Annotated in this window: 22 protein-coding genes; 7 read left to right on the top strand and 15 right to left on the bottom strand. The window is 47.4% G+C overall.

Annotation, left to right across the window (positions count from 1 at the left end; all coding sequences use genetic code 11):
• Nucleotides 1-115 precede the first annotated feature (115 nt).
• Entirely contained in the window at nt 116-565 is a 450-nt protein-coding gene (locus tag ORJ01_RS12380) for a hypothetical protein (RefSeq protein WP_226750077.1), read from the top strand.
• Between the two features lie 41 nt (nt 566-606).
• Here ORJ01_RS12380 and ORJ01_RS12375 read toward each other — a convergent pair whose 3' ends face one another.
• Complete coding sequence (locus tag ORJ01_RS12375) at nt 607-1,350, bottom strand: enoyl-CoA hydratase-related protein (protein ID WP_306178284.1); 744 nt, start codon at nt 1,348-1,350, stop codon at nt 607-609.
• 19 nt (nt 1,351-1,369) lie between these two features.
• Nucleotides 1,370-3,109: a gamma-glutamyltransferase gene (gene ggt / locus ORJ01_RS12370; protein ID WP_306178283.1), complete on the bottom strand. Its 1,740-nt coding sequence runs from the start codon at nt 3,107-3,109 to the stop codon at nt 1,370-1,372.
• A gap of 130 nt (nt 3,110-3,239) precedes the next feature.
• On the opposite strand from ggt, the gene rrtA reads away from it, so the two are divergent.
• Nucleotides 3,240-3,758: a rhombosortase gene (rrtA, locus tag ORJ01_RS12365; RefSeq protein ID WP_306178282.1), complete on the top strand. Its 519-nt coding sequence runs from the start codon at nt 3,240-3,242 to the stop codon at nt 3,756-3,758.
• 48 nt (nt 3,759-3,806) lie between these two features.
• On the opposite strand, the gene ORJ01_RS12360 is transcribed toward rrtA, so the two are convergent.
• From ORJ01_RS12360 to ORJ01_RS12340, 5 genes are read right to left on the bottom strand one after another with little or no spacing between them, the layout of a single operon-like run.
• On the bottom strand, nt 3,807-4,529 hold the full coding sequence (locus ORJ01_RS12360; protein WP_306178281.1) for a YdcF family protein: 723 nt from the start codon (nt 4,527-4,529) through the stop codon (nt 3,807-3,809).
• Entirely contained in the window at nt 4,513-5,835 is a 1,323-nt protein-coding gene (locus tag ORJ01_RS12355; protein WP_306178280.1) for a hypothetical protein, read from the bottom strand. Before ORJ01_RS12355 ends, ORJ01_RS12360 begins: the two co-directional genes overlap by 17 nt.
• Entirely contained in the window at nt 5,835-6,728 is an 894-nt protein-coding gene (locus tag ORJ01_RS12350) for a glycosyltransferase (RefSeq protein WP_226750083.1), read from the bottom strand. Before ORJ01_RS12350 ends, ORJ01_RS12355 begins: the two co-directional genes overlap by 1 nt.
• A gap of 10 nt (nt 6,729-6,738) precedes the next feature.
• Nucleotides 6,739-7,485 carry a WecB/TagA/CpsF family glycosyltransferase gene (locus ORJ01_RS12345; protein ID WP_306178279.1) on the bottom strand — a complete coding sequence of 249 codons (747 nt, stop codon included), beginning with the start codon at nt 7,483-7,485 and terminating at the stop codon, nt 6,739-6,741.
• A gap of 1 nt (nt 7,486) precedes the next feature.
• Nucleotides 7,487-8,542, bottom strand: coding sequence for a glycosyltransferase family 4 protein (locus ORJ01_RS12340; RefSeq protein ID WP_306178278.1), 1,056 nt, complete (start codon nt 8,540-8,542; stop codon nt 7,487-7,489).
• Nucleotides 8,543-8,751: 209 nt separating this feature from the next.
• On the opposite strand from ORJ01_RS12340, the gene wecA reads away from it, so the two are divergent.
• The 3 genes from wecA to ORJ01_RS12325 are packed head-to-tail and all read left to right on the top strand — an operon-like array spanning nt 8,752 to nt 12,306.
• Nucleotides 8,752-9,813 (top strand): UDP-N-acetylglucosamine--undecaprenyl-phosphate N-acetylglucosaminephosphotransferase, encoded by a 1,062-nt coding sequence (gene wecA, locus ORJ01_RS12335; protein WP_226750086.1) that lies wholly within the window; start codon nt 8,752-8,754, stop codon nt 9,811-9,813.
• Nucleotides 9,810-11,150: a flippase gene (locus ORJ01_RS12330; protein ID WP_236129445.1), complete on the top strand. Its 1,341-nt coding sequence runs from the start codon at nt 9,810-9,812 to the stop codon at nt 11,148-11,150. The genes wecA and ORJ01_RS12330 overlap by 4 nt, the downstream gene beginning before the upstream one ends.
• Nucleotides 11,143-12,306 (top strand): polysaccharide pyruvyl transferase family protein, encoded by a 1,164-nt coding sequence (locus ORJ01_RS12325; RefSeq protein ID WP_306178277.1) that lies wholly within the window; start codon nt 11,143-11,145, stop codon nt 12,304-12,306. The genes ORJ01_RS12330 and ORJ01_RS12325 overlap by 8 nt, the downstream gene beginning before the upstream one ends.
• A gap of 106 nt (nt 12,307-12,412) precedes the next feature.
• Here ORJ01_RS12325 and ORJ01_RS12320 read toward each other — a convergent pair whose 3' ends face one another.
• The 8 genes from ORJ01_RS12320 to ORJ01_RS12285 form a co-directional block, all read right to left on the bottom strand.
• Complete coding sequence (locus ORJ01_RS12320; RefSeq protein WP_226750089.1) at nt 12,413-12,709, bottom strand: DUF6482 family protein; 297 nt, start codon at nt 12,707-12,709, stop codon at nt 12,413-12,415.
• Between the two features lie 383 nt (nt 12,710-13,092).
• The gene (locus ORJ01_RS12315) at nt 13,093-13,530 is read right to left on the bottom strand and encodes a nuclear transport factor 2 family protein (protein WP_306178276.1); all 438 of its coding nucleotides are present in this window, start codon (nt 13,528-13,530) and stop codon (nt 13,093-13,095) included.
• A 165-nt stretch (nt 13,531-13,695) separates the two neighbouring features.
• Nucleotides 13,696-14,454 (bottom strand): SDR family oxidoreductase, encoded by a 759-nt coding sequence (locus ORJ01_RS12310; RefSeq protein ID WP_306178275.1) that lies wholly within the window; start codon nt 14,452-14,454, stop codon nt 13,696-13,698.
• 370 nt (nt 14,455-14,824) lie between these two features.
• A complete protein-coding gene (gene mmsB, locus ORJ01_RS12305; protein WP_306178274.1) occupies nt 14,825-15,721 on the bottom strand; it encodes a 3-hydroxyisobutyrate dehydrogenase in 897 nt (298 codons plus the stop codon).
• A gap of 3 nt (nt 15,722-15,724) precedes the next feature.
• On the bottom strand, nt 15,725-16,879 hold the full coding sequence (locus ORJ01_RS12300) for an enoyl-CoA hydratase/isomerase family protein (RefSeq protein ID WP_306178273.1): 1,155 nt from the start codon (nt 16,877-16,879) through the stop codon (nt 15,725-15,727).
• A 93-nt stretch (nt 16,880-16,972) separates the two neighbouring features.
• Nucleotides 16,973-18,130, bottom strand: coding sequence for an acyl-CoA dehydrogenase family protein (locus ORJ01_RS12295; RefSeq protein WP_226750094.1), 1,158 nt, complete (start codon nt 18,128-18,130; stop codon nt 16,973-16,975).
• A gap of 106 nt (nt 18,131-18,236) precedes the next feature.
• Nucleotides 18,237-19,733 carry a CoA-acylating methylmalonate-semialdehyde dehydrogenase gene (locus ORJ01_RS12290; protein ID WP_306178272.1) on the bottom strand — a complete coding sequence of 499 codons (1,497 nt, stop codon included), beginning with the start codon at nt 19,731-19,733 and terminating at the stop codon, nt 18,237-18,239.
• 134 nt (nt 19,734-19,867) lie between these two features.
• On the bottom strand, nt 19,868-21,052 hold the full coding sequence (locus tag ORJ01_RS12285; protein ID WP_306178271.1) for an acetyl-CoA C-acyltransferase: 1,185 nt from the start codon (nt 21,050-21,052) through the stop codon (nt 19,868-19,870).
• A 266-nt stretch (nt 21,053-21,318) separates the two neighbouring features.
• Between ORJ01_RS12285 and ORJ01_RS12280 the strand changes: the two genes are divergently transcribed.
• A complete protein-coding gene (locus ORJ01_RS12280; RefSeq protein ID WP_226750097.1) occupies nt 21,319-21,723 on the top strand; it encodes a MerR family DNA-binding transcriptional regulator in 405 nt (134 codons plus the stop codon).
• Between the two features lie 47 nt (nt 21,724-21,770).
• Nucleotides 21,771-22,940 (top strand): isovaleryl-CoA dehydrogenase, encoded by a 1,170-nt coding sequence (locus tag ORJ01_RS12275; protein WP_226750098.1) that lies wholly within the window; start codon nt 21,771-21,773, stop codon nt 22,938-22,940.
• Nucleotides 22,941-22,993 lie beyond the last annotated feature (53 nt).

Genomic DNA, 22,993 nt, shown 5'->3' with positions numbered 1-22,993 from the left:
AAGCCACGTTGTCGGCCATGGATGGCCAGATAAATAGCCTTTTCGCCGCCTTTTTCTTTACAGATAGCCTGAAAACACCCACAATTCTGCTATCGCTTAAGGAAAATATGATGTTATGGCTTATTTAAAACTCCTACTGTTACCGCTACTATTGCTATTAGTCAGCTGCACTGAAGACAACCCGCAAGTTAATGCGCAAATTGGCACGCCTGAATTTATCGCCGGTGAATTTTTTCATGCTATTTATAATGAAAAAGATTTAAATCGGGCGAAAAGCTTGTCGACCAATGAATACGCCAAAATCTTAGAGTCTTACGGCTCGGTAAAACAAGTCAGCCGTACCCTATTGAATATGAGCTTTGATACCGTAGTCATTAACGTCAACAATAGCGGTCGTAATTTGCGCCAGCAGTACGATAACGATGCAACTATTCAGCTGGTTTTTGATGGCGAATTTGATAACAAACGCGTGCAAGACACTCGGACAGTTGAAATGGTAAGACATCGAGGTTCCTGGCTAGTCAAAACGGTACAAGCCGACAAGTTTAGTACCGCCATTCGTTAGTAAATGGCGGCCTTAAGGCTAAGTCCGTGCTTCACTTAGCCTTAGCGTCGTTTAAAAAAAGCAGCCAGCTGTTGTTGGCAAGCGTCAGATGACAATAACTGCTGAAAATCCAGCAACTCCTGGCCAATCACTTGCTGCACTAACGCCTGTTGAGGGGCCTTTAACAGCGCCTTACTGCGTAACACCGCTTCGCTAGGTAATGCCGCCAGCGTTGCTGCTTTGGCCGCAACAAAAGCCAATAGCTGCTCGGCCGGCACAATGTCATTTACTAAGCCAAATTGTGCGGCTTGCTCACTGCTAAAAGCCTCCCCCAATAACAAATATTGCGCGGCGCGCTGGTAACCGGCGATCTGCGGTAATAATAAACTGGATGCGGCTTCAGGGCATAACCCCAGCAATGTGAACGGCATCTGCAAACGGCTGGCTGGCGCAGCGTAAACCAGATCACAGTGCAGCAATAATGTAGTACCGATGCCAATGGCAAGCCCTGCCACAGCGGCTATCAAGGGCTTGGGAAAACTTGCGGCTTCGTATAAAAACTGCACCACCGGATGCTGCATATCTAAAGCACCCGCAGATAAAAAATCTTGCAAATCATTACCACTGGTAAAGCAATCTGCATCCCCTTGAATTACCACAACTTTAGTCTGTGACTGCTGCCGTGCTTGTTGTAATGCCGCCGTAAGCTGCCGATACATCGCCAGATTTAACGCATTCTTTTTTTCAGGGCGCCGCATCGTCAGTGTTAACACACCGCTGGCCGCTTGCTCAATCAAGATAGTCATAATTACTCCAACCTAACGCTTAAAAACCACTGACTTTGCCTTCGCGGCGGGGATCTGCAGCACCTTCGAGCTGTTTTGCTTGTACTTCAATGGCGTGTAAACCACTGTTGAGATCTTGGATCCGCACATCATAACCCATTGCGGTTAAGCTCTCTTTTAACTCAGCCAACGGCGTGCCCTGCTCTAACGCCAAATAATCATTGCGATGGGTAAAACGAGGCAAGTTGATGGCTTGCTGCACATCTAAATCCCAATCCAATATGGCGATGATACTTAACGCCACATAATTGATAATACGGCTGCCACCAGGCGAACCAATCACTAAACGTAAATTATTATCGGCATCAAATACCATCATCGGTGCCATCGAGCTGCGAGGCCTTTTGCCACCTTCAACACGGTTGGCTACCCAAAGCTCACCATCGCGAGGCGCTAAGCTAAAATCCGTTAACTGGTTATTAAGTAAATAGCCGTTAACCATTAAACCTGAGCCAAACACATTTTCGATACTGGTGGTCATACTCACCGCATTACCTTTTGCATCCACTACCGAAAAATGACTGGTATTCGGAAACTCCACTGCCTTTGAGGTGGCTTGTGCTTCAGCACCCCGCGGGATACCCGCTGTGGCCATTTGATCTTGAGCACTAATCAGGCCGGCGCGTTGCTTTAAATAGGCCGGATCGAGCAAACCGGCCAGCGGCACATGACCAAAAGCCGGATCCGTTACATACAGATCGCGGTCAGCAAACGCGAGGCGAGAGGCTTGGCTGATGACATGCACAGCTTGGGCACTATTGGGCTGCATCTCGGCCAGTGGGAAATGCTCTAAAATACCGAGCATTTGCAACACCGCAAGGCCGCCAGAGCTAGGGGGGGCCATGCCACATACTTGATATACCCGATACGCCACACAGAGCGCATCACGTTCAATGGCTTGATAATTGGCTAAATCAGATAACGCCAAACTGCCTGGGTTAATCGCGGCTTGTTGCACCGTTTTGACCATCGCCTCGGCATTTTCACCTTGATAAAAAGCACTGACCCCGTCTTTGGCAATGTTACGTAACAGCGCCGCATACGCTGGGTTTTTCAGCGTTGCGCCTTCAAGTAATGAGCTGCCATTCGGATAAAAAAACTCTTTAGCCGGCGACAGCTGCTTCAAACCACTGTTCCAGCCCATCGCTAATTGCTTCGAGGTGCGGCTACTCACGGCAAAGCCCTGCTCGGCTAGGGTAATGGCATCGGTAAATAGCGATTCCCAAGGCAGTTGGCCGTAGCGTTGATGGGCATCGGCTAAGGCTTTAAGTACACCCGGCACCCCCACCGATTTACCGCCAACATAAGCTTCGCGCCAACTCATCACCTTGCCATGATCGGCAAATAAATAAGGGCCCGCAGCAGCAGGTGCCGTTTCACGACCGTCAAAAGTGGTTAAGGCTTGGTTATCCGCTTGCCAATGTAAGATAAAAGCGCCGCCGCCGATCCCTGAGCTTTGTGGTTCAACTAAACCCAGCACTAACTGTGTGGCAATAGCCGCATCAATGGCACTGCCGCCAGCTCGCAACACGCGCTCGCCCGCATCAGATGCTAAGGGATGCGCCGCAGAGACCATTGCCGTAGGAAAGCGGGTAAGTTGTTGTTGCACAATACCAGTAGTAGCTTCAGGTTCACGCGTTTCCTGCGTAGCTTGGGCTAATAAGCTGGGGGCAAAACTTATTAGGAATAACGAAACGAGTGGGATAAGAGTGCTTTTCATTATCAAGACTTTCCTTATAATACAGTCATAAACACCCTACTCAGTTCCTATAATAAGATCAACCAGCACTATGCTATCTCAAACAATTAAATCTTATGCGCCCTATTTTTTGCTAGGTTTTTTAATATTCTTGTTACATTTTAGTCCCTTAGCATGGCATGAGCTGCTGCAATACAGCCGACCAGCCATTGGCCAAGGTGAAGTATGGCGTGTTCTGACCGGCCATTTATTACACAGTAATGCCTATCATTTGCTGATGAATATGGTGGGTTTGCTGTTAATTATGCTGATCCATGGGCATTTACCAGGGCGCTTAGCCTTTGGCTGGCAATTACTGATCTTAGGCTTGGGCACGAGTGCGGGATTATGGTGGCTGGCGCCCGACATGCTGTATTACGTAGGCTTATCAGGCGTTTTGCATGGCATTTTATGCTATGGCGCAGTCATTGATATTAAACAAGGCTTTCGTACCGGCTATCTCATTTTGGCGGGTGTACTGGTAAAAATCCTGAGCGAACAATTCTCTGCGCCTGATTTAGCCCTAGCGGCACAAATCAACGCTGATGTTGCCATCGATGCCCACCTGTTTGGTGCCAGTGTCGGTTGTCTGCTTGGTCTGGTGTTATTGAGTCGGACACCACGCCAGTAACTCACCTGTGTGGTGCCAGTGCCGAGAGTCTGCTCAGTATGATGTTATTTAGTCAGACACCACGCCAGTCAATTCTTTGCCGGCCACGCGATACACCGCATAACTGGCAAACTCGGCCATTAGCTTACTGTACAAATCTAAATTACTTAAGTTGACCGTCAGCAGGCAGTTTAAAGTGCAATTGACCGGGCGAAACGTTTGCGAGCGCACCACTCCTACACTGGCTGATAATTGATATTCTTTAATTAACTGTCGCACCCGCCAGCTATGAAAATCACTGGTGATAAAGCGAATAGCGTGTTGTGGGTTTAAACGCTTAGCAAGGGCTTGAAACTCTTGATAAGTATTTTCACCCGCATCAAAACAATCGATAGCGCCATGCCTTACCGTCTGTTGTAACGCAGCTAAATAAGGCTCGCAATAACGGGTTGTGATAACCACGGCCAGGGGCGCCGCTTGGGGTAATAGGGCAATTTCACTGTTTAATTGTTGAATACGCGCTGCTGCACAGGCTGGTATCTGCTCGGCTGAGCCACCACAGCCTAACATCACAAATAAATCAGGCGTTCGCCCTGATACACTGGATGCTGAAACGACAGCTTGCTGTTGATACCATTGCCGTACCTGATTAGCCACAAAGGTATTGCCAATTAAATAATAAAATAGCAACAAGCACCACAAGCCTTTTTTTCGATAGGCGATACAAGCGAATAACAACCCATATAGCAGCATATTATGCGGATAAATTAGCGGCTCAAGCAGATCTTTCATCAGCGGCTCCCGTTTCGGTCTGTAAAAGCGTTAATGCCAAGGCTCGCGGCAATGCTTGCTGTGCCAGTAAGGCGGCATTAATCAACGCCCAAGGCAGCCATAACATGCCTGAGGTCAGGACATGTCCGGCGAGTAACGCGACCAATAATAACAGGCTATTTAACAGTAACACCGGCCCCGCTGCTGAAGCTTTTTTCAAGGCACCGGCACTTAAACCAAACACGCGCCAAAAAGATAAGGCGAATAATAAGCCTCCGGCTAAACCGTAAAACAACAGCAGATCGAATAAATCTAATTCGATAAAGTATTTTTTCAAATGCAGACGCAAGCCACCTTGGCCGACACCAAATAATTGTAACCACTCAGGGTAACGCTCAGCGACAAGGGTGAAATTACGCTGTAAATAATAATCGCGGGAGGACAAAATAATGCCCATAATACCCCGCTGTTGATAAGCAAATTGCAGCTTGTCGTAAATTCCTACCCATTGCAGGACACTGCTTAAATTCCATAGCAGTAGCATCAATAAACCTAAAATGATGGCGCTTAGCCCCAACAGCCATTGCCGTTTCGCGTAAAAATAAGCGCTTGGCGTTAATAAAATGGGGATCAGTAGCACTAACAGCAGCACACCAAACAAACCGGTTTTCGTTAGCAATAACGCAGCTATCGACAGTGCCGCCAAACTGAGCAAGGGATAGAACCAGCGCAGCGCTTGCCAACTGCGAACTAACAACCAACAGCTGAGCACCAGTAACAAACCTGACAACTCATTGGTTGAAATAAAGAAACCTTTTACGCCAAGAAAGGGCTGCGCCACTTCATCCATCGGCTGATAGGCCGTGCCACCGTACCCGGCTAACCCCAGCAGGCTATTAACAAACAACAGCAGAAAGCTGGCAGCAAACACACCGTCTAGCCAGCGTAAAAAAGCCTGGGGTTGCTGGCGCGCCAATTCAGAAAAATAAGCCAGTGCCACTAATAGCGCTGCTGATTTACTGATTAATTGCAGATCGGCCAAGCCATAGTGATGGCCTGTTAGCCATAAAACATATAAAGGCCCGGGTAACATCAGCAGCATTAACGACAAGGGCCAGTACAAGGCTTGGCGATTTAACTGCCAACCACGGTAAATTAACAGCAACAATAGCAGCAGTTTAATACTGGCCGAGAAACCAAAACTGCTCCCAAAGGTATGCCACAACAGGCCATTACCCCAATCGATAAATACCAGCAACGAGGCGAGCAACACCAGAAGCTTATCAAGCGGCGTGGCGATACTGAGGTAATGTCGGATGCTTGACATTATTTTTTAAATAATCCACTTAAGCCTTTGCTCAGCAATCGCATCCGCAATTGACTTAAACCGGCTAATTTATGTTTTAAATAGTAACGCCACTTCACTTTAACCAAGCCATATCGGCACAGGCTTAAAAATTCTGTGAACCGCAGCACATGATGCTGCATCGTCAGCCGATAAAACATCTGATTTTGTAAGTTACGCTCACTCATTAAAGAGCGATGCTTCGCTACAAACTGCTGATGAGCATCTAGGCGTTTCGGTGAATTGGTAATACGGCCTTGCTCATGCCCTACATGCACGCGATAACTGGCTTCCGCCAAACGCAGTGCAGGGCCATAGGCCGCGACCACTCGCACCCACATATCGTAATCTTGAAACGCCGCCAAGCTAACATCGAAACCGCCTAATTGCAGCATGCGTTCACGTTTAACTAAGGCTTGGTTCGATAAAGTGTGTAAATCCAGTAAATTGGACAAATTCACGGTTTGTCTTTGCGCAAATAGGGTTTTAGTAAAGCTACCGTAATCCCACAAATAGGCCGAACACACACAGCTATAACGATCATCATAAGCGGCATAAAGTTGGCTTAGACGCTGTGGTAAAAACTCGTCATCGTCATCCAAGCCCGTGACAAACTCACCGTTAGCCACTTCAATGGCTCTATTGCGCGCGGCACAAGCCCCCTGCCCCTCGGTTTGCCGTAAAATTCGAACACGTACATCGGATGCATAACGTTCGGATAACACCGCAAAGGTGTCATCTTTGGAGGCGTCATCGACCACAATAAGCTCGATGTTAGGATAAGTTTGGGCTAACACCGAATCGATAGCGCGACACGCCATCTGCGCACGATTGTAAGTCGGCATATATACACTGATTAATGGCCATTGCGACATAGTGCTTCCCTTAAATTTTACCCAGTCCATACCACCAAAGGTATCGGAATAAACGAAGTTGACGGCCAATGCGACTGGGCTGCGCTAATAACCGATACGCCCACTCTAAATTTAATTTACACCACAAGGCCGGTGCACGTTTCACATTACCGGTATACACATCATAAGTGCCACCGACTCCCATATAAAAACAGTGAGGATGGGCAGCTTGAATACGCTGGATCAATAACTCTTGCTTGGGCGATCCCATGGCAACGCTGACAATTTTCGCATCGGCGTGTTTAATGGCAGCGATAAGCGCGGCTTCATCTTTGAAATAGCCATCAATAGCACCGACCACGTTTACACCCTCAGCCAGTAACTTGGCTTGTGTTTGCGCTAATACCTCGGGCTTGGCCCCAACTAAGAACACCGGTACTTGTTGTTTTGCCGCACGTGACATCAGTTGTTGCCAAAGCTCACAGCCAGGGATCCGTTCAACATGACGACCTAACCGACGACGCATCACTTTCACCACGCCGATACCATCCGCATAACGAATATCCGCTTGCTCGATAACCGACATAATGGCCGAATTTTCCATCGCAGTTAACACTTTTTCGGGGTTAATGGCAATGGCAGAACCGGCATAGCTCTCGCCCTGCTCAGGTAAAATAAACTGCAGCAGATGCGTCATATCTTTAAAGGCTGACACCTTAACCGGGCCAACCTTGACTTCAGCAATGGCCTCCGTCAAATCCTGTTCTGTAACACTCATGCTAAAGTTCCTGATAAAGTTGGGTTAACTGATGTATCACTTCGGGTAACAACACCTGCTCTGCTTGTTGGCGACCCGCTTGCTGCATTGCGCGATATTCTGGCTCGTCTAACATTAACAGCGCCTTTATGGCTAAAACCAATTGCTGACAGAGTTGCGCTTCTGCTTGTTGCTGTGAAACGCGATAACCGGTTACCCCCGATGTTATTTGCGCTTTAGCGCCATCCGTATCGGTAGCCACCACTGGCGTATAACAAGCCATTGCCTCTGCCATCACTAAACCAAAAGATTCATTACGCGATAAGCTGATAAAACAGCGGGCACGTTGATAAAGTTTGACTAAAGCCTCAGCATCTTGAGCACCTAATAAACGCACATTGGGGTAATCTGCAACCGCCTGTTCTAGCTGACGTTGCCATGGCCCGGTGCCGGCAATCACGATGTGCAGTTCTCTCAACGCGGGCAACATAGCCAATAGCCTGTCCATGCCTTTATTGCGATCTAAGGCGCCGACATACAGCAGATCAATGTCTTTTTCGGTACGCGTTTGAAAACGCGCGGCAGCATAGCGACTCTGGATACCCGCTGACAAGATCCGTTGTGGCTTGGCTTGAAAATAAAACTGTTCACTTAATGCTTGGCTGGTAAAAACCCAAGCCTGCACCTGTTTTGCACACCAACGGTAAAGCTTACCGGGCGGTTGATAATGATAAATATCACTGCCATGACAGGTCACCACAATCTTAACCTGCCGATTACGCAAGCCTCGATATAACAATGCTAGCCAAATCGTCGGATAAAAAAAGTGCACATGAATAAGGTCATAACGCTGACGGCTCAACATATATCGCCACAGAAAATCCAAAAAGAAAACCGGATATTTCAATAACCTGTTCAGCCAAGAGTCACTATGCCAGCGCATATAATGATAAGCAGAAGGATGGCCTTGTGCCTCAAGTTCATCTACTTGTGCTCGCACAAACTGGCCTTGAAAAGGCGCAGACGCTTTCGGGCCCATATTGGTGATCACAAGCAGTTTTTTAGTGGCAACTAACACAACGATGAATGCTCCTTAAAGCCAACCGTTTAGTGCTAAAAAAACGGGGCGGGGTCAGGGTTATACAAGCGAGAAAAAACAATATTTTTAACTATTACGTAAAGCCAGTCGTTTATTCTGTCACTAAGCATTATTATTACAACAAGTTTCAGCTGACGCCTGGCTGAATAATTCTGCGGTTTAACAAAATTGAGAAAAATTAGTCGGTTATGAAATCCCAGTTACTGTTAATGAGTTCAGCTTTAGGCTGTTGCCTGTTAGCCATTATATTATTGTACCCGCTGTCACAACGCGTAGGCTTAGTGGATATTCCTAGGGGTCGTAAACAGCATCAAGGTGCCGTTCCGCTAATTGGTGGTTTATCGGTGTTTTGTGGTTTAGCCGTGGCCTTGGGCTTATTCGCCCCTTCTGAACTGGAACCTATCTATTATTTGTTATTAGCCGGTGCCTTAGTGATCTTAGGTGCCTTTGACGATTACCTCGATCTCAGTGTCAAACTGCGCCTTGCCGTGCAATTAGCCATTGGCCTTGGCATGGTGTTCGCGCTTGATTTACACCTGAATAGCTTGGGCAATATTTTCGGCTTAGGCGAAGTGACCTTAGGCCCACTGGGCATCCCTATCACCTTGATAGCGGTTATTGCTGCGATCAACGCCTTTAATATGACCGACGGTATTGACGGCCTTGCCGGTATGCTCAGTTTGGTTAGCTTTGTGGTCATTGCCGGCTTTATGTTGCTCTGGGGCCAACAAGAATATGCCTTGCTACCGTTAACCTTAATTTGTGCGCTACTGCCCTATTTAGCCTTTAACCTGCAATTGGTACCCGGTAAAAAAATCTTTATGGGTGATGCCGGCAGTATGCTGATTGGTTTATCTGTTATTTGGTTATTACTGATTGGCACCCAAAGTGAGACAGCCAGTTTTCGCCCAGTTACCGCGTTATGGCTAATTGCTATTCCGCTAATGGATATGGCGGCGATTATGTTGCGACGCATTCGCAAAGGCCAATCGCCATTTCAAGCCGATCGCGAGCATTTGCATCATATTTCATTACGCTTAGGTTTAAATTCGCGGGAAGCCCTCACTTTAATCGTCGCGTTATCGTGTATCTTTGCTTGTATTGGCGTAATTGGTGAGTATTTAATGGTGCCCGAACCCGTAATGTTACTGCTGTTTGCCGCGGCCTTTGCCGGCTATATTTTGCTACTGCAAAATGTCTGGCGTATTGTTTCGACCTTACGCCGCCGTGCCGCCGGAGCTCGTAAATGAAGATCATTAAAAAGTTATTGATGGCACGGGCTACCGCCATGCTCGGCGACAAATTAGTTAAATTAGCCGCTGGCGCCATCTTAACCGTCTTTGTGGCACGGATGCTCGGTGCGGCCGAGTTAGGTATTTATTCTATCGTTATGGCGTGGAGTGCGTTTTTAGTACCCCTAACCAGCATGGGCTTAAATAACCTTGTGGTTAGGCAAATGACCAAGCTATCAAGCGGTCAAGAAGCCATGACGATGTTGTATACGGCAGTGAGTATTCGTTTAACACTTGGCCTGATAGGCGGTGGTGTTTTACTCGGCTTGTTTTATTTGCTGAACCCAGAACTGTTTAGTGGTCATCTTAACTATGCCATCCCGCTGTTATTTATGCTGCAGGCCTTTTTTGGCTTTTTATTGTTTGAGTTTTACCTAAATTACCAAGGCACCTTTCGCAGCCCAGCCTATGCTAAATCGGTTATCTCGCTGCTCAGTTTCGCCGTTAAGCTGCTGTTGTTACTGCAAGGCTTTGGCATCGCCAGCTTATTGTTAATGACGGCTATCGAGTTTTTATTAGTCGGCTTAACCCAATATCTGCTATATCTACGTAAACACCAACCTTTTAAAGAAGAAACCCAGCGTTGGCAGCGTTACCATCCGCGCCATTTTAGCTTCGCTCAAGCCAAAGTGCTGCTCAAGCGCTCCGCCTGGTTATGGTTATCTGGCATTGTTTCGGTCATTTATCTGAAAATCGATATTGTGATGCTGGGCAGTATCGCCGGCGCAGAGCAAGCCGGTATTTATGCCGCCGCCAGTCGACTTTCTGAATTATGGTATATCTTCCCTGCCACCTTAGCGGTGCGCTATTACCCTGATATGCTAAAAGCCTTTGAAAAAGGCTGGAACGGCTATTTATTAAAACTGCGCCGCTTCGCGCTAATGTTTTTTTCTGCAGCCTTAGCTATCGCCCTGGTGATGACGCTTTGTGCCGAATGGTTAATTTTATTACTGTTTGGCGAAGCCTTTAACGATGCCGTCACTGTGCTACGCATCCATATCTGGGCCGGATGTTTTATTTTCGTACGCTACCTGATTGGCCAACACTTAGTAATCACCGAGCAAGAACCGCTATCGCTGTTTAGCCATGGTATGGGTGCGCTGATTAATGTCGGCTTAAATCTTTGGTGGATCCCACAATACGGCATCGTTGGTGCCGCTTGGGCTACCTTGATTTCTTATGCTTACGCCTCTTTTTTCTTCTTATTTTTTGCAAAAAGTACCCGCACGCAATTCTGGCAATTGCTACGAGTAAAACGCGCATCCTTGACTGATAATGGAACAATGAATGACTAAACCTTATTTTATCGAAATTAAAGGCGTGCAATTTCGCAACAAAGGCGCCTATTTGATGCTGCTCGCCTGCCTGCAAGGCTTAAAAGCGAAAGACAAAGCCTTTGAATTGGTGTTATCACCCGGGCCGAATTTGCCCTACCCCGAGCGAGCACGCCACGGTGCTTGGCAAAAATTGGCGTTTCGACGCAAAGGTATTGATGTAACTGGTCTGCTTGGCAAGCTGCCTGGCGGACTGCGTAATTTATTTAAACGCTATGGCATGGTCACCGAGCGCGATGTCGATTTGGTGTTAGAAGCCAGCGGCTTTGCCTATGGTGATCAATGGCCGCTAACCTTTTTACAAAATACCGCAAAAGAAGTGGTGCGCTTTGGCCAAGCAGGCAAGCCATTTATCTTTATGCCACAAGCCTTTGGCCCCTTTACTTCCAAAGAAAGTAAAGCGGCTATGCGCGATATTATCCATCATGCCCGGCTGATTTTTGTGCGTGACCCCGTGTCCTTAAAGCACTTACAAAGCTGTGTTGAGGTGTTACCCGAGCACGTCGTGCTTACCCCTGATTTCACCGTAGGCTTAAGCCCTATCGGCAATCAAGAACTACCTGAGTTAGATATGCCTTTTGCGGCCTTGATCCCTAACTCTAAGGTCGTGTCAAAATACAATCATGCCAATGCTGAAGCGATGCGCCAGCAATATGTGATGGCTTTTGCTGCCGCAGCGGATTACTTAACGGTGCTTGGCATTCAGCCCGTGCTGGTTAACCACGAAGGTAAAGAAGACGCCGAGTTATGTGCTGAAATTGCCGCCTTATCACCCTGTGGCTTAGTACAAATTGAGGACCCTCTTGCCGTTAAAGCCTTTATCGGAAAAGCCGAGTTAGCCATCAGCTCGCGCTTTCATGGCGCAGTCAATGCACTAAGCCAAGGTGTGCCTTGCATCGCGACCAGTTGGAGCCATAAATATCACGCCATGATGAGTGATTTTGGTATGGGCAAGTTTTGTGTCGAAGAGTTGACTGAAGACAACCTGCTGCGCAGCGTCGCCGAATTAATTGAACAAAAAGAAGCACTCACCAAAGAAGTGGCCTTAAAAGCCACGAGTTTAAAGCAGCAGAACAAGCTGATGTGGCAACGTTTGTATCGGGCGATTGGCTGGTAAGCTTGCCTCTGAGTGTCTGTTTAGCCGAATGAGCTCACGCAGGCTAACAACAAACGGGCGGGTCTGAAAACTGACCCGCCCGTTTTCACAAAAACAGTGCTCACGTTTAAACGAACAAAGCGAGCTTCAAGGTGTTATCTACTTTTTCTGGGCCACCGCACATTTCATCATAAGCAGATTTGTGAACTAACCAAGCCTGTTTAACCGTGCAATCGCTGAGCGACTTTTTAACCTGTTCGACACTATGAAAATGTTGTGGTTGATTTTGCTCATCAACAATGAAGCCTTTACGGCCGTCAAAGTCAGCTTCAACCAAATAAAGGCCCATTTCATAAGAGTGTACGGTTAACTCATCAATGCGTACGTCTTGATGGTTCAAATGGGTAAGGCGATGATGTGGCATAGCAGTAACTCCAAGCTGTGAACGTTAAGGGGATTACCTAACTAGGGCTTGTTGACGTTTGCTGGTTGTTTTTGCAGCTGAGTGGCTGGTATTTATACAAGGCAGAGCTTGTGCCGTGTAGTTATTCTACATAAACAAGCGATAACGCAGTAGAAATGCCAGCCACACGCTGCCCGAAGGGTTCGTCTGGCGATGCTTTGCTCTTTGTCTCTCGTCGTTTATTTAGAATAACTAAATTACACTCCTCGTTTCGCGATCAAAACATCGCCAAACGAACAAAATCTAAACAGGAAACGTCAACAAGCCCTAAGGTTTGTCTAAAGAATGTACGACTTAACCTTAAGATCGGATCTTCACCTCGTCCAGCAGGCGTTTACTAACACTTAATTAATGCTCGGCCCACTCAATTTAGTGGCCTGCCAGTTGACCACTTGCCACTGTCCGTTGCGCTTGACCAAAGTACCACTATTTAAAAAGCGCAGTGTTTCTGTTGCTGATTTTCCTACCAAAACAAAGGCCACCACGGCAGTATCGCCATACTGCATAATTTGCAAATCTTCACGACCATAACGCATGCTCACTTCCGCAGCAGGGATCTCGCCACGGCTATTTACGCCTTGCATTAACTGCGCTTTACCAAAACGGGTACCCGCAGAACTGGTGTAAATCAGCTCTTCTGCCCAAAAGGCATTATGTATCATGGGATCATTTCGGCTCGCCCCATCTAAAAAGGTGTCCAACATGTTCGTAAGGACGCGTTGTTCATCCGCCCATACGGCGCTAGGCAGCGCTAATAACAAACAAAAAAATAAGCTTTTCATCGGTCAGATCCTCTAAAGATAAGGGTTATCACAGGTTAAGGCGCAAAAGCAGCCATAGTGTCTTGAGCGTTTTGCGCAAGCCCCGCTAAAGCCTGCAACACGACCTTTAGGGCGAAGCTCAAGGCTTCATCAATAGCAAACATGAGCTGAAGCGCCTAACCCGCTTTACATACTGATGCCACCATCTATTTCTACCACACGACCGGTAAAAAAATCATTCTCAAAAATGTACTTAGCGGTATGGGCCACTTCACTGGCCTCACCTAGCCGGCCAACCGGTTTCATTTTCTCTAAACGATCACGTGCTTCTGGCTTCATGGCATCTGTCATCGCGGTACGAATAACGCCCGGGGCAATGGCGCCAACCCGAATACCGTAACGCCCTAACTCACGTGCCCAGGTCACGGTCATTGCCACAACACCGGCTTTAGATGCTGCATAGTTGGTTTGCCCCATGTTACCGCCACGCGCGACACTCGACATATTGATAATAACGCCTTTGTTGCCACGCTTCACCATCGCTGCTGCCGCTTCACGGCCACATAAAAATACGCCTGTCAGGTTAACATCAATAACCGATTGAAATTGTGCCAACGGCATCTTGCTGGTGATTTCGCCATCTTTGAATTTCAATAACAATCCATCACGCAGGATCCCGGCGTTGTTAATCAAACCATCGATACCGTTAAAATCACTGTCGATTTGGCTGAAAGTCACCTCAACTTCGTCTTCAACGGCTACGTTAGCTTGGTATACGTGCACCGTGGTTTGTGCCGAGAGTTCGGCTTTTGCAGCAGCCAATTGCTCGGTATTCATATCAATTAACGCCAGCTTGGCGCCTTCACTAGCACACATACGCGCCATCTCTAAACCCAGGCCTTGAGCGCCGCCCGTGATCACGATGGTTTTGTCTTTAAGATTCATTTTATTACCTTTGTTTGTAATATTTTGTTCAATAGGATGATGGTCGATGTACTTTATTTAGCCGAAGATAAAACAAGGCCGCTACACAAACCAAGCCAGCCGTTACGGATGTACTTTTTTCTGCAACCGTTGTAGGCCATGGATGGCCGAAAAGGAGCCTTGGGATGGTTCATGGCGTGTTGCAGAAAAAACGTACGCAGTAACAGCATCAACTAATACTGCTCTTTATAAAACGGTCGACCGCTAGTTTTAGTCAAAGTTAACACTTGTTCAGGACGTACTTGGCGCTATCACACAAGCCCCCTCAAACAAAAAAATCAAACTATTTAACTAATCAACTAATCAACTAATCAACTAATCAACTAATCAACTAATTAGCATCTGACTTTTTAAATGACGTAAAAATACTCGAAAAATCTAATTTACCGTAACCAGCTTGCTGATGACTCACATACAAATCACGTACCAAACTGCCTAATGGCGTTTTACTTGCGCTTTGCTCTGCCGCTTCCATCGCCAAGCCTAAGTCTTTCGCCATCAAGTCGACCATAAAGCCACCTTGATAATGATTGCTTGAAGGAACAGTATCAATCACACCTGGGCAGGGATTGTATAACTCTAGCGTCCAGTTACGACCTGAACTTTTCAGCATGATTTCAGAAAGCACTTTGGGATCTAAACCATTGGCAATGCCCATCTGCAAGGCTTCAGAAGTACCCGCCATCAAAATGCTTAACAGCATATTGTTACAGATCTTCGCAACCTGTCCGGCGCCAACATCACCGGCATGAAACAGGTTTTTACCCATGTTCGCTAACACCGTTTTCGCTCGCTCATAATCGGCTGCAGTACCACCGATGATAAAGGTTAAGGTACCGGCTTTAGCTCCACCTACGCCACCCGATACGGGCGCATCAATAAAGGCAATCCCTTGCTCACGCAACCCGGCACCGACTTTACGCGCACTTTCAGCATCAATTGTCGAGCAATCAATCACTAAAGCCGATTGACTAATATTGCCCGCGATGCCCTGCTCGCCTAAATATAAACCTACAACATGCTTACCCGCAGGCAGCATAGAAATGACAAACTCTGCACCTAACACCGCCTCAGCGGCCGATGCCGCAACCGCAGCACCTTCTGCTTGCACTTGTGCCAGTGCTGCAGCTGATAAATCAAAAGCCGTAACCTGATGACCTGCTTTCAGCAAATTGAGTGCCATCGGGCCACCCATATTACCTAAACCAATAAATGCCACTTTTGCCATGTTCTAATATCCTTGTTGTTGTTTACCCAATTGTGCGAGGGGATGTGCGGCTTCTGACCATGGCGAACGAAACAGTTCTGCCACCACTTCCACCGGCACGGCTGCCACGTCGGGATATAACCACTTAGGTTGTAAGTCTTTATCAATTAATAAAGCTCTCACACCTTCTTGAAATTCGCCTAACTTGCCACATTGCACACTTAAGCCCAGTTCCAAACGGAAACTGTCGGCCAGTATTTTTGTTTGACCCAGCTGTAATAAACGAAACACAATATGAGCGGTGATCGGGCTGCCATAGCTCAGCGACGCTTTGGCTTTAGTCAGCCATTTATCTTCACCTGGCATCGCCATAATACTATTGACCACCTCGGCTAAGGTCGCTGCTTGGGCTAAAGCCGCGATAGGCTCTTGATGCACACGGATCTGGCTAAGTGGCATTTGTGTGCGACAACCTTGTTCTTGCACCCGCAGTGCATCAGACAGCTTCTGGTGGTTTAACGACACCGTATTACCCCAGTTAATACTGCAAAGCTTTTGCACTAACTCGGCTTTTTGCTCATGGCAAATAAATACATCCGCTAAACCAATAAATCGCGCATCTGCGGCATTAATGGATGCACCGGTTAAACCTAAAAATAAACCACAGCCTGCCGGCATTCGATTTAAAAACCAGCTAGCGCCAACATCAGGATATAAACCGATGGCCATTTCCGGCATGGCAATACGACTGCTCGCGGTCACGATACGATGCGAAGCGCCCGCCATCAGGCCTAAACCACCGCCCATGACGATGCCATTACCCCACACTAACACGGGCTTGCCAAAGGTATGGATCAAATAATCGAGGGTGTATTCTTTGCAGAAGAAATCAGCAACATAAGGTTGAAATTGGCCCGGGGCATCCTGCATAGCTTGATACAAATCGCGAATATCGCCACCCGCACAAAAAGCTTTATCACCCGCGCCTTGCAACATCACCATAGCGACGGTTGGATCAGCTTGCCATGCTTGCAATTGTGGCAGTAAGGATTCAACCATCGGCAAGCTTAAGGCATTAAGTGATTTTTCTGAGTTGAGTGTCGCCACGCCAATCAGCTTTCCATTGGCTGCTTGCAACTCCTGATAAAGCACTACACTACTGTCAGTATTTACCAGCATAAACATTCCTTAAAAGTGTACAGTAACGCTGAGTGTAAGCCCTGTGTGTGACATAACATGGCATAAGCTCAGCGTTACCGTGATTTTTTATCGTTATAAGATATCGCCTGCCGCTTCATCTAATAAACGCCGGCCGATAATCAGCCGCATAATTTCGTTCGTACCTTCTAAGATCTGGTGTACGCGGACATCACGGAAATGCCGCTCAAGAGGATACTCTTTGATGTAACCGTAACCGCCATGCAGTTGCAGTGCTTGATCACACACTTGGAAACCGACATCGGTGGCAAAACGTTTGGCCATCGCACAATAAGCGGTGGCTTCACTGTCTTGCTGATCTAATTTAAAGGCTGCTAAGCGCACCAGTTGCCGAGCCGCTACCAATTCAGTGGCCATATCGGCCAGTTTAAACTGCAGCGCTTGAAACGCCGCTAAAGGCTTACCAAATTGCTGACGCTCTAACATATAATTACGCGCGGTATTCATCGCTTGTTGCGCTGTACCGATAGAGCAGGTCGCAATATTAATGCGGCCGCCGTCTAAGCCTTTCATAGCAAAAGAAAAACCTTCGCCTTCATTGCCTAATAAATTGTGCGCAGGAATACGCACATCTTCAAAAGTAATTAAGCGTGTAGGCTGTGCATTCCAGCCCATTTTCTCTTCGGCTTTACCGTAAATCACGCCTTTGGCATCAGCAGGTACAATAAAGGCTGATATCCCTTTAGGCCCAGCTTCTCCGGTACGCGCCATCACCACTAACACTTCGGTTTCGCCCGCGCCCGAGATAAACATTTTTGAGCCATTGAGCACATAATGATCACCGTCTTTCTTCGCGCTGGTACGCAAACCTGCGGCATCAGAGCCTGAGCCCGGTTCAGTTAAGCAATAAGACGCTAGCTTTTGCCCGGTCACGAGCGACTCAACCCACTCACTTTTAGCGGTTGCCGTGCCCCAAGTTGCAATCATCCAGGTCGCCATGTTGTGAATAGTCAACATGGCCGTGGTCGCAGTACAGCCCATGGCGAGTTGTTCAAAAATAATCGACGAATCTAAGCGTGATAACCCCATACCGCCATCTTCTTCTGCGGTATACAGCGAACAAAATCCCAGTTCACCCGCTTTTTGGATCACGGCTTTTGGAAAGAAATGATCTCGATCCCACTGTGCTGCATGTGGGGCTAATTCTTGCTCAGCAAACTGCTTAGCCACATCAACAAAGGCTTGTTGATCTTCGGTTAAATTAAAATTCATAGAGATTTCCTGTACTGTTCTAAGCAAAACGGACGACGGCGCAGCTGCAAATTTTTAATGGTTTTGTCTTCGCTGTCGCCGTCGCCACGTTCGCCCCTGTCAACTCTTAACGTAAATTAATCGACATATTCGGGCCGGCTACCGGAATATCGTCATCGAACCAACGCGCCGTAATGGTTTTAGTCTCAGTGTAGAAGCGCACAGCTTGTTTACCATAAGCATGTTGATCGCCGTAAAACGAGCCTTTCCATCCGGTAAAGGAGAAAAAGGGTAGCGGTACTGGGATAGGAATATTAATACCCACCTGACCCACTTCTACGTTGTGCTGATACTTCCGAGCAGCGGCCCCACTGGCGGTGAAAATTGACGTGCCGTTACCAAAAGGACTGTCGTTAACGACTTTTAACGCCTCTTCTAACGAATCTACCGTCATGGTAGATAACACCGGCCCAAAGATTTCTTGCTTGTAGATTTCCATCTCGGTGGTGACATTACTGAACACGGTAGGGCCAACCCAGTTACCGTTAGGGTAGCCATCGACCACGCAGTCAGAGCCATCTAACACGCAGGTCGCGCCTTCTTTTTTACCTTGCTCAATCAGTGATAGCACGCGAGCACGCGCTTGTGGGCTGATTTGTGGGCCGTAAGCCGCATCGGCATCGCTGTAATGCCCCGGACGCACTTTACCAATGGCCGCGGCCACCTCGGGGATCCACTCTGCCGCGGCACCGACAAATACGGCTACTGAAATCGCCATACAACGTTGTCCTGCCGCCCCCACAGAAGCGCCCACCAAGGCATTCACCACCTGTTGCTTATTGGCATCAGGCATAATCACCATATGGTTTTTCGCACCGGCAAAAGCTTGTACACGCTTCAGGTTGTCAGTACCCGTTTTATAGATGTATTGACCCACGTTAACCGAGCCGACAAACGAAATCGCTTTAATATCAGGGTGATGCAAAATGGCATCCACTTGCTCTTTTGCACCGTGTACTACCTGCAACACGCCTTTTGGCGCACCGGCTTTAACAAACAGCTCGGCAATTTTGTTCACCGTCATCGGATCTTGTTCAGACGGTTTTAAAATAAAGGTATTACCACAAGCAATAGCCATCGGGAACATCCACAGTGGTATCATCGCAGGAAAGTTAAATGGCGTGATGCCCGCGCAGACACCTAGCGGCTGAATATAGCTGTAGGTATCAATGCTACGTGCCACGTTTTCAACGGTTTCACCCATCATTAAAGAAGGGATATTCGCCGCTTGCTCTACCACTTCAATACCGCGCCAAACATCGCCTTTGGCATCTTCAACGGTTTTGCCTAACTCTTCACAAATGATCTCAGCAATTTCGCCCTGATGTTCTTTTAATAAATGCGCGAAACGCATCATTAAACGAGCACGTTCAGAAACCGGTACTTCTTTCCATGTTTGAAAAGCCGCCTTAGCTGAAGCAATAGCGCGCGCCATTTCTTCGCTAGTGGCACAAGGCACTTGAGCAATCACCTGTTGCGTTGCAGGATTAGTCACTGCAATCAGTTTATCGCTCGTTGAGGTGACGAATTCGCCATCGATAAAGTGTTTAACCTGTTGTGTCATGAAGCATCTCCCGATTGTTGGGCTATACCGACGGCATCTTATCTATGTCGTTATTATTTGCCGTCGGTAAATATGAATGATTTATTGTTGCGTTGGCCGGTATAAAACACACGGCCCACGAAGCATTGCATTTGTTACATCACTTCCACTGCAAGCGCGACGGCTTCACCGCCACCGATACACAGTGAAGCAATACCTTTACTTAAACCGCGGTTACGCAAGGCGTGGATCAAGGTCACCAAAATACGGGCACCTGAAGCGCCAATCGGATGACCTAAGGCACAGGCACCACCGTTGACGTTAACTTTGTTATTATCTAAACCCAGCTCATTAACAGCGAGCATCGTTACCATGGCAAAGGCTTCATTGATTTCCCACAGGTCAACCTCATCTTTTTGCCAACCGGTTTTTTTCAATAATTTTTGCATCGCACCAACGGGCGCAACCGTGAAATTTTCTGGTTCAATCGAGTGCGTGCTGTGTGCTACGACGCGTGCTAAAGGTTTAGCCCCTAAGGCTTTGGCATCGTCTAAACGCATTAATACCAAGGCAGCAGCACCATCAGAAATTGAACTAGAGTTCGCAGCGGTAATAGTGCCGTCTTTGGCAAACGCCGGACGTAAAGTGGGGATTTTATCTAATTTGGCATTACCCGGTTGCTCATCGACGTTAAAGGTTATTTCGCCTTTACGCGTTTGAAAGGTGACCGGCGTAATTTCAGCAACAAAGGCGCCACTGCTAATGGCACTTTGAGCTCTGGTTAGAGATTGCACCGCAAAGGCGTCCATCTGCTCGCGATTAATTGCTTTGTCATTAGCCGTGTTTTGCGCGAAACAGCCCATGGCTTTACCGTCATAGGCATTTTCTAAACCATCAAGCATCATATGGTCTTTCATTTCGCCGTGGCCCATACGGTAACCGCTACGCGCTTTGGGTAACAGGTAGGGCGCATTTGACATCGACTCCATACCACCGGCGACCACAACATCGGCACTGCCAGCGTGTAATAAATCACTGGCTAACATCACGGCTTTTAAACCCGAGCCACACACCTTGTTAATGGTGGTTGCACCGGCACTTAGAGGTAAACCGGCTTTTAAAGTGGCTTGACGCGCCGGTGCCTGACCTAAACCCGCGGGCAGCACATTGCCCATAATCACTTCGCTAATTTTCTCAGCAGCAATTCCTGCATCAGCCATTGCAGCTTTAATGGCCGCCGCACCTAACAGTGTAGCGTCAACCTCTGATAGACCGCCCATAAAGCCGCCCATGGCGGTACGTCTAGCAGCAACAATAACAACAGGGTTTTGCGGATTCATTCAGCTCTCCAAATCTTGGCGTTGACTTAAATAATGACACAGAGCCTACACCAAATTTACGTTTACGCCAACGTCAACTTGTTAGCACTATGGTATTACCACAGATTTAAAGTGCAAAAATCTGTACAGCGAGTGGCGTTTTGTTGGCATAAAAACTTTACAAAGAGCACTATTAACCCACTCAAACAGTGATAGCTTATGGCCGATTGCTTTACCTTTACGTAAACTTCACTTATAGTTGCCAGCACTTAGTGAGAAGGCATGCCATGAAAGAAAAAGACGAGAAAACCTACAGTATCAGCGAGCTAGCACGGGAGTTTGACATTACAACCCGAAGCATTCGTTTTTACGAAGATCAGGGTTTGATAACGCCACAGCGCGCCGGCCAAACACGAATTTACAGCAAACGTGATCGCGTTCGCTTAAAGCTTATTTTGCGCGGCAAACGCTTGGGCTTTAGCTTAGCGGAAACCGGTCAGTTGTTTGAATTGTACGATGCCGATAAAAGCAGCGTAAAACAACTCAGCACCATGTTGACCTTAATTGAGCAAAAAAAAGTCGAACTTCACCAACAGATGGATGACATTAAAGTGGTGTTGATGGAGCTGGTTACCGTCGAAAAGCGCTGCCGAGAAACGCTTTCTGAAGCCAAACAACCAAAAAGCGCCTGAACCGATAAGGTTTTGGGTGATAAGCCTAATACAGATGGGGATTTAACATGATTAGCAGTTACAAAGGCCTTAATTTCGATTTAGGCGAAACCGTCGACATGATCCGTGATCAAGTAAATGCGTTTGCGCGTGAAGAAATCGCACCGCGTGCCGCGGCAATCGACGAACAGAACGAATTTCCACATGACTTATGGCGTAAATTTGGTGATTTGGGTTTATTAGGCATTACCGTGGATGAAAAATACGGTGGCTCAGGCTTAGGCTATATTGAGCACGTTATTGCCATGGAAGAAATTAGCCGCGCCTCTGCCTCAGTGGCCCTGTCTTATGGTGCTCATTCAAATCTGTGTGTGAATCAAATTTCACGCAACGGCACTGAAGCTCAGAAAATGAAATACTTACCAAAACTGTGCTCGGGTGAGCATATCGGTGCCTTGGCCATGAGCGAACCAAATGCCGGCTCTGACGTAGTCAGCATGAAACTGCGCGCCGACAAGCAAGGTGATAAGTACATTTTAAACGGTAACAAAATGTGGATCACCAATGGTCCAGATGCCCATACCTATGTAATTTATGCCAAAACCGACGTGAATGCCGGTTCAAAGGGCATCACGGCTTTTATCGTGGAACGCGGTTTTAAAGGTTTTAGCCAAGCGCAAAAACTTGACAAGCTGGGCATGCGTGGCTCGAACACCTGTGAATTAGTCTTTGAAGATTGTGAAGTGCCTGCCGAAAACGTATTAGGCGAAGTTGGTCGTGGCGTACAAGTACTGATGAGCGGTTTGGATTACGAGCGCGTGGTATTAGCCGCCGGCCCGCTGGGTATTATGCAAGCCTGTATGGATGTGGTAGTGCCTTATATCCACGATCGTAAGCAATTCGGCCAATCTATTGGTGAATTCCAATTAGTACAAGGTAAGTTAGCCGACATGTATACCCGCATGAACGCGGCTCGCTCTTATGTCTACATGGTAACGAAAGCCTGTGATAGAGGCGAAACTACCCGTAAAGATGCTGCCGGCGTGATTTTATATGCAGCGGAATTAGCCACCCAAATGGCTTTAGACGCCATTCAATTACTTGGCGGTAATGGTTATATCAATGAATACCCTACCGGACGTTTGTTACGAGATGCCAAGTTGTATGAAATTGGTGCCGGTACCTCAGAAATCCGCCGCATGCTAATTGGCCGTGAACTCTTTACCGAATCTAACTAAGCTTTTAAGCCGAATTAACAGTGGCAGCGTTAGCTTCCACTGTTTTATTCGCA

The organism is Alishewanella sp. SMS8, from assembly GCF_030737935.1.
GTDB lineage: Bacteria > Pseudomonadota > Gammaproteobacteria > Enterobacterales > Alteromonadaceae > Alishewanella > Alishewanella maricola.
The sequence above is the reverse complement of the archived record's forward strand: the minus strand, read 5'-3'. Positions and strand labels throughout refer to the sequence as shown.

Coding starts and splice junctions, on each gene's coding strand:
- ORJ01_RS12315 (WP_306178276.1), bottom strand. CDS start 13,530: ATGAAAAGCTTATTTTTTTGTTTGTTATTAGCGCTGCCTAGCGCCGTA.
- ORJ01_RS12275 (WP_226750098.1), top strand. CDS start 21,771: ATGATTAGCAGTTACAAAGGCCTTAATTTCGATTTAGGCGAAACCGTC.
- ORJ01_RS12310 (WP_306178275.1), bottom strand. CDS start 14,454: ATGAATCTTAAAGACAAAACCATCGTGATCACGGGCGGCGCTCAAGGC.
- ggt (WP_306178283.1), bottom strand. CDS start 3,109: ATGAAAAGCACTCTTATCCCACTCGTTTCGTTATTCCTAATAAGTTTT.
- ORJ01_RS12355 (WP_306178280.1), bottom strand. CDS start 5,835: ATGTCAAGCATCCGACATTACCTCAGTATCGCCACGCCGCTTGATAAG.
- ORJ01_RS12375 (WP_306178284.1), bottom strand. CDS start 1,350: ATGACTATCTTGATTGAGCAAGCGGCCAGCGGTGTGTTAACACTGACG.
- ORJ01_RS12325 (WP_306178277.1), top strand. CDS start 11,143: ATGACTAAACCTTATTTTATCGAAATTAAAGGCGTGCAATTTCGCAAC.
- mmsB (WP_306178274.1), bottom strand. CDS start 15,721: ATGGCAAAAGTGGCATTTATTGGTTTAGGTAATATGGGTGGCCCGATG.
- ORJ01_RS12300 (WP_306178273.1), bottom strand. CDS start 16,879: ATGCTGGTAAATACTGACAGTAGTGTAGTGCTTTATCAGGAGTTGCAA.
- wecA (WP_226750086.1), top strand. CDS start 8,752: ATGAAATCCCAGTTACTGTTAATGAGTTCAGCTTTAGGCTGTTGCCTG.
- ORJ01_RS12345 (WP_306178279.1), bottom strand. CDS start 7,485: ATGAGTGTTACAGAACAGGATTTGACGGAGGCCATTGCTGAAGTCAAG.
- ORJ01_RS12280 (WP_226750097.1), top strand. CDS start 21,319: ATGAAAGAAAAAGACGAGAAAACCTACAGTATCAGCGAGCTAGCACGG.
- ORJ01_RS12330 (WP_236129445.1), top strand. CDS start 9,810: ATGAAGATCATTAAAAAGTTATTGATGGCACGGGCTACCGCCATGCTC.
- ORJ01_RS12380 (WP_226750077.1), top strand. CDS start 116: ATGGCTTATTTAAAACTCCTACTGTTACCGCTACTATTGCTATTAGTC.
- ORJ01_RS12285 (WP_306178271.1), bottom strand. CDS start 21,052: ATGAATCCGCAAAACCCTGTTGTTATTGTTGCTGCTAGACGTACCGCC.
- ORJ01_RS12350 (WP_226750083.1), bottom strand. CDS start 6,728: ATGTCGCAATGGCCATTAATCAGTGTATATATGCCGACTTACAATCGT.
- ORJ01_RS12320 (WP_226750089.1), bottom strand. CDS start 12,709: ATGCCACATCATCGCCTTACCCATTTGAACCATCAAGACGTACGCATT.
- ORJ01_RS12290 (WP_306178272.1), bottom strand. CDS start 19,733: ATGACACAACAGGTTAAACACTTTATCGATGGCGAATTCGTCACCTCA.
- ORJ01_RS12295 (WP_226750094.1), bottom strand. CDS start 18,130: ATGAATTTTAATTTAACCGAAGATCAACAAGCCTTTGTTGATGTGGCT.
- ORJ01_RS12360 (WP_306178281.1), bottom strand. CDS start 4,529: ATGAAAGATCTGCTTGAGCCGCTAATTTATCCGCATAATATGCTGCTA.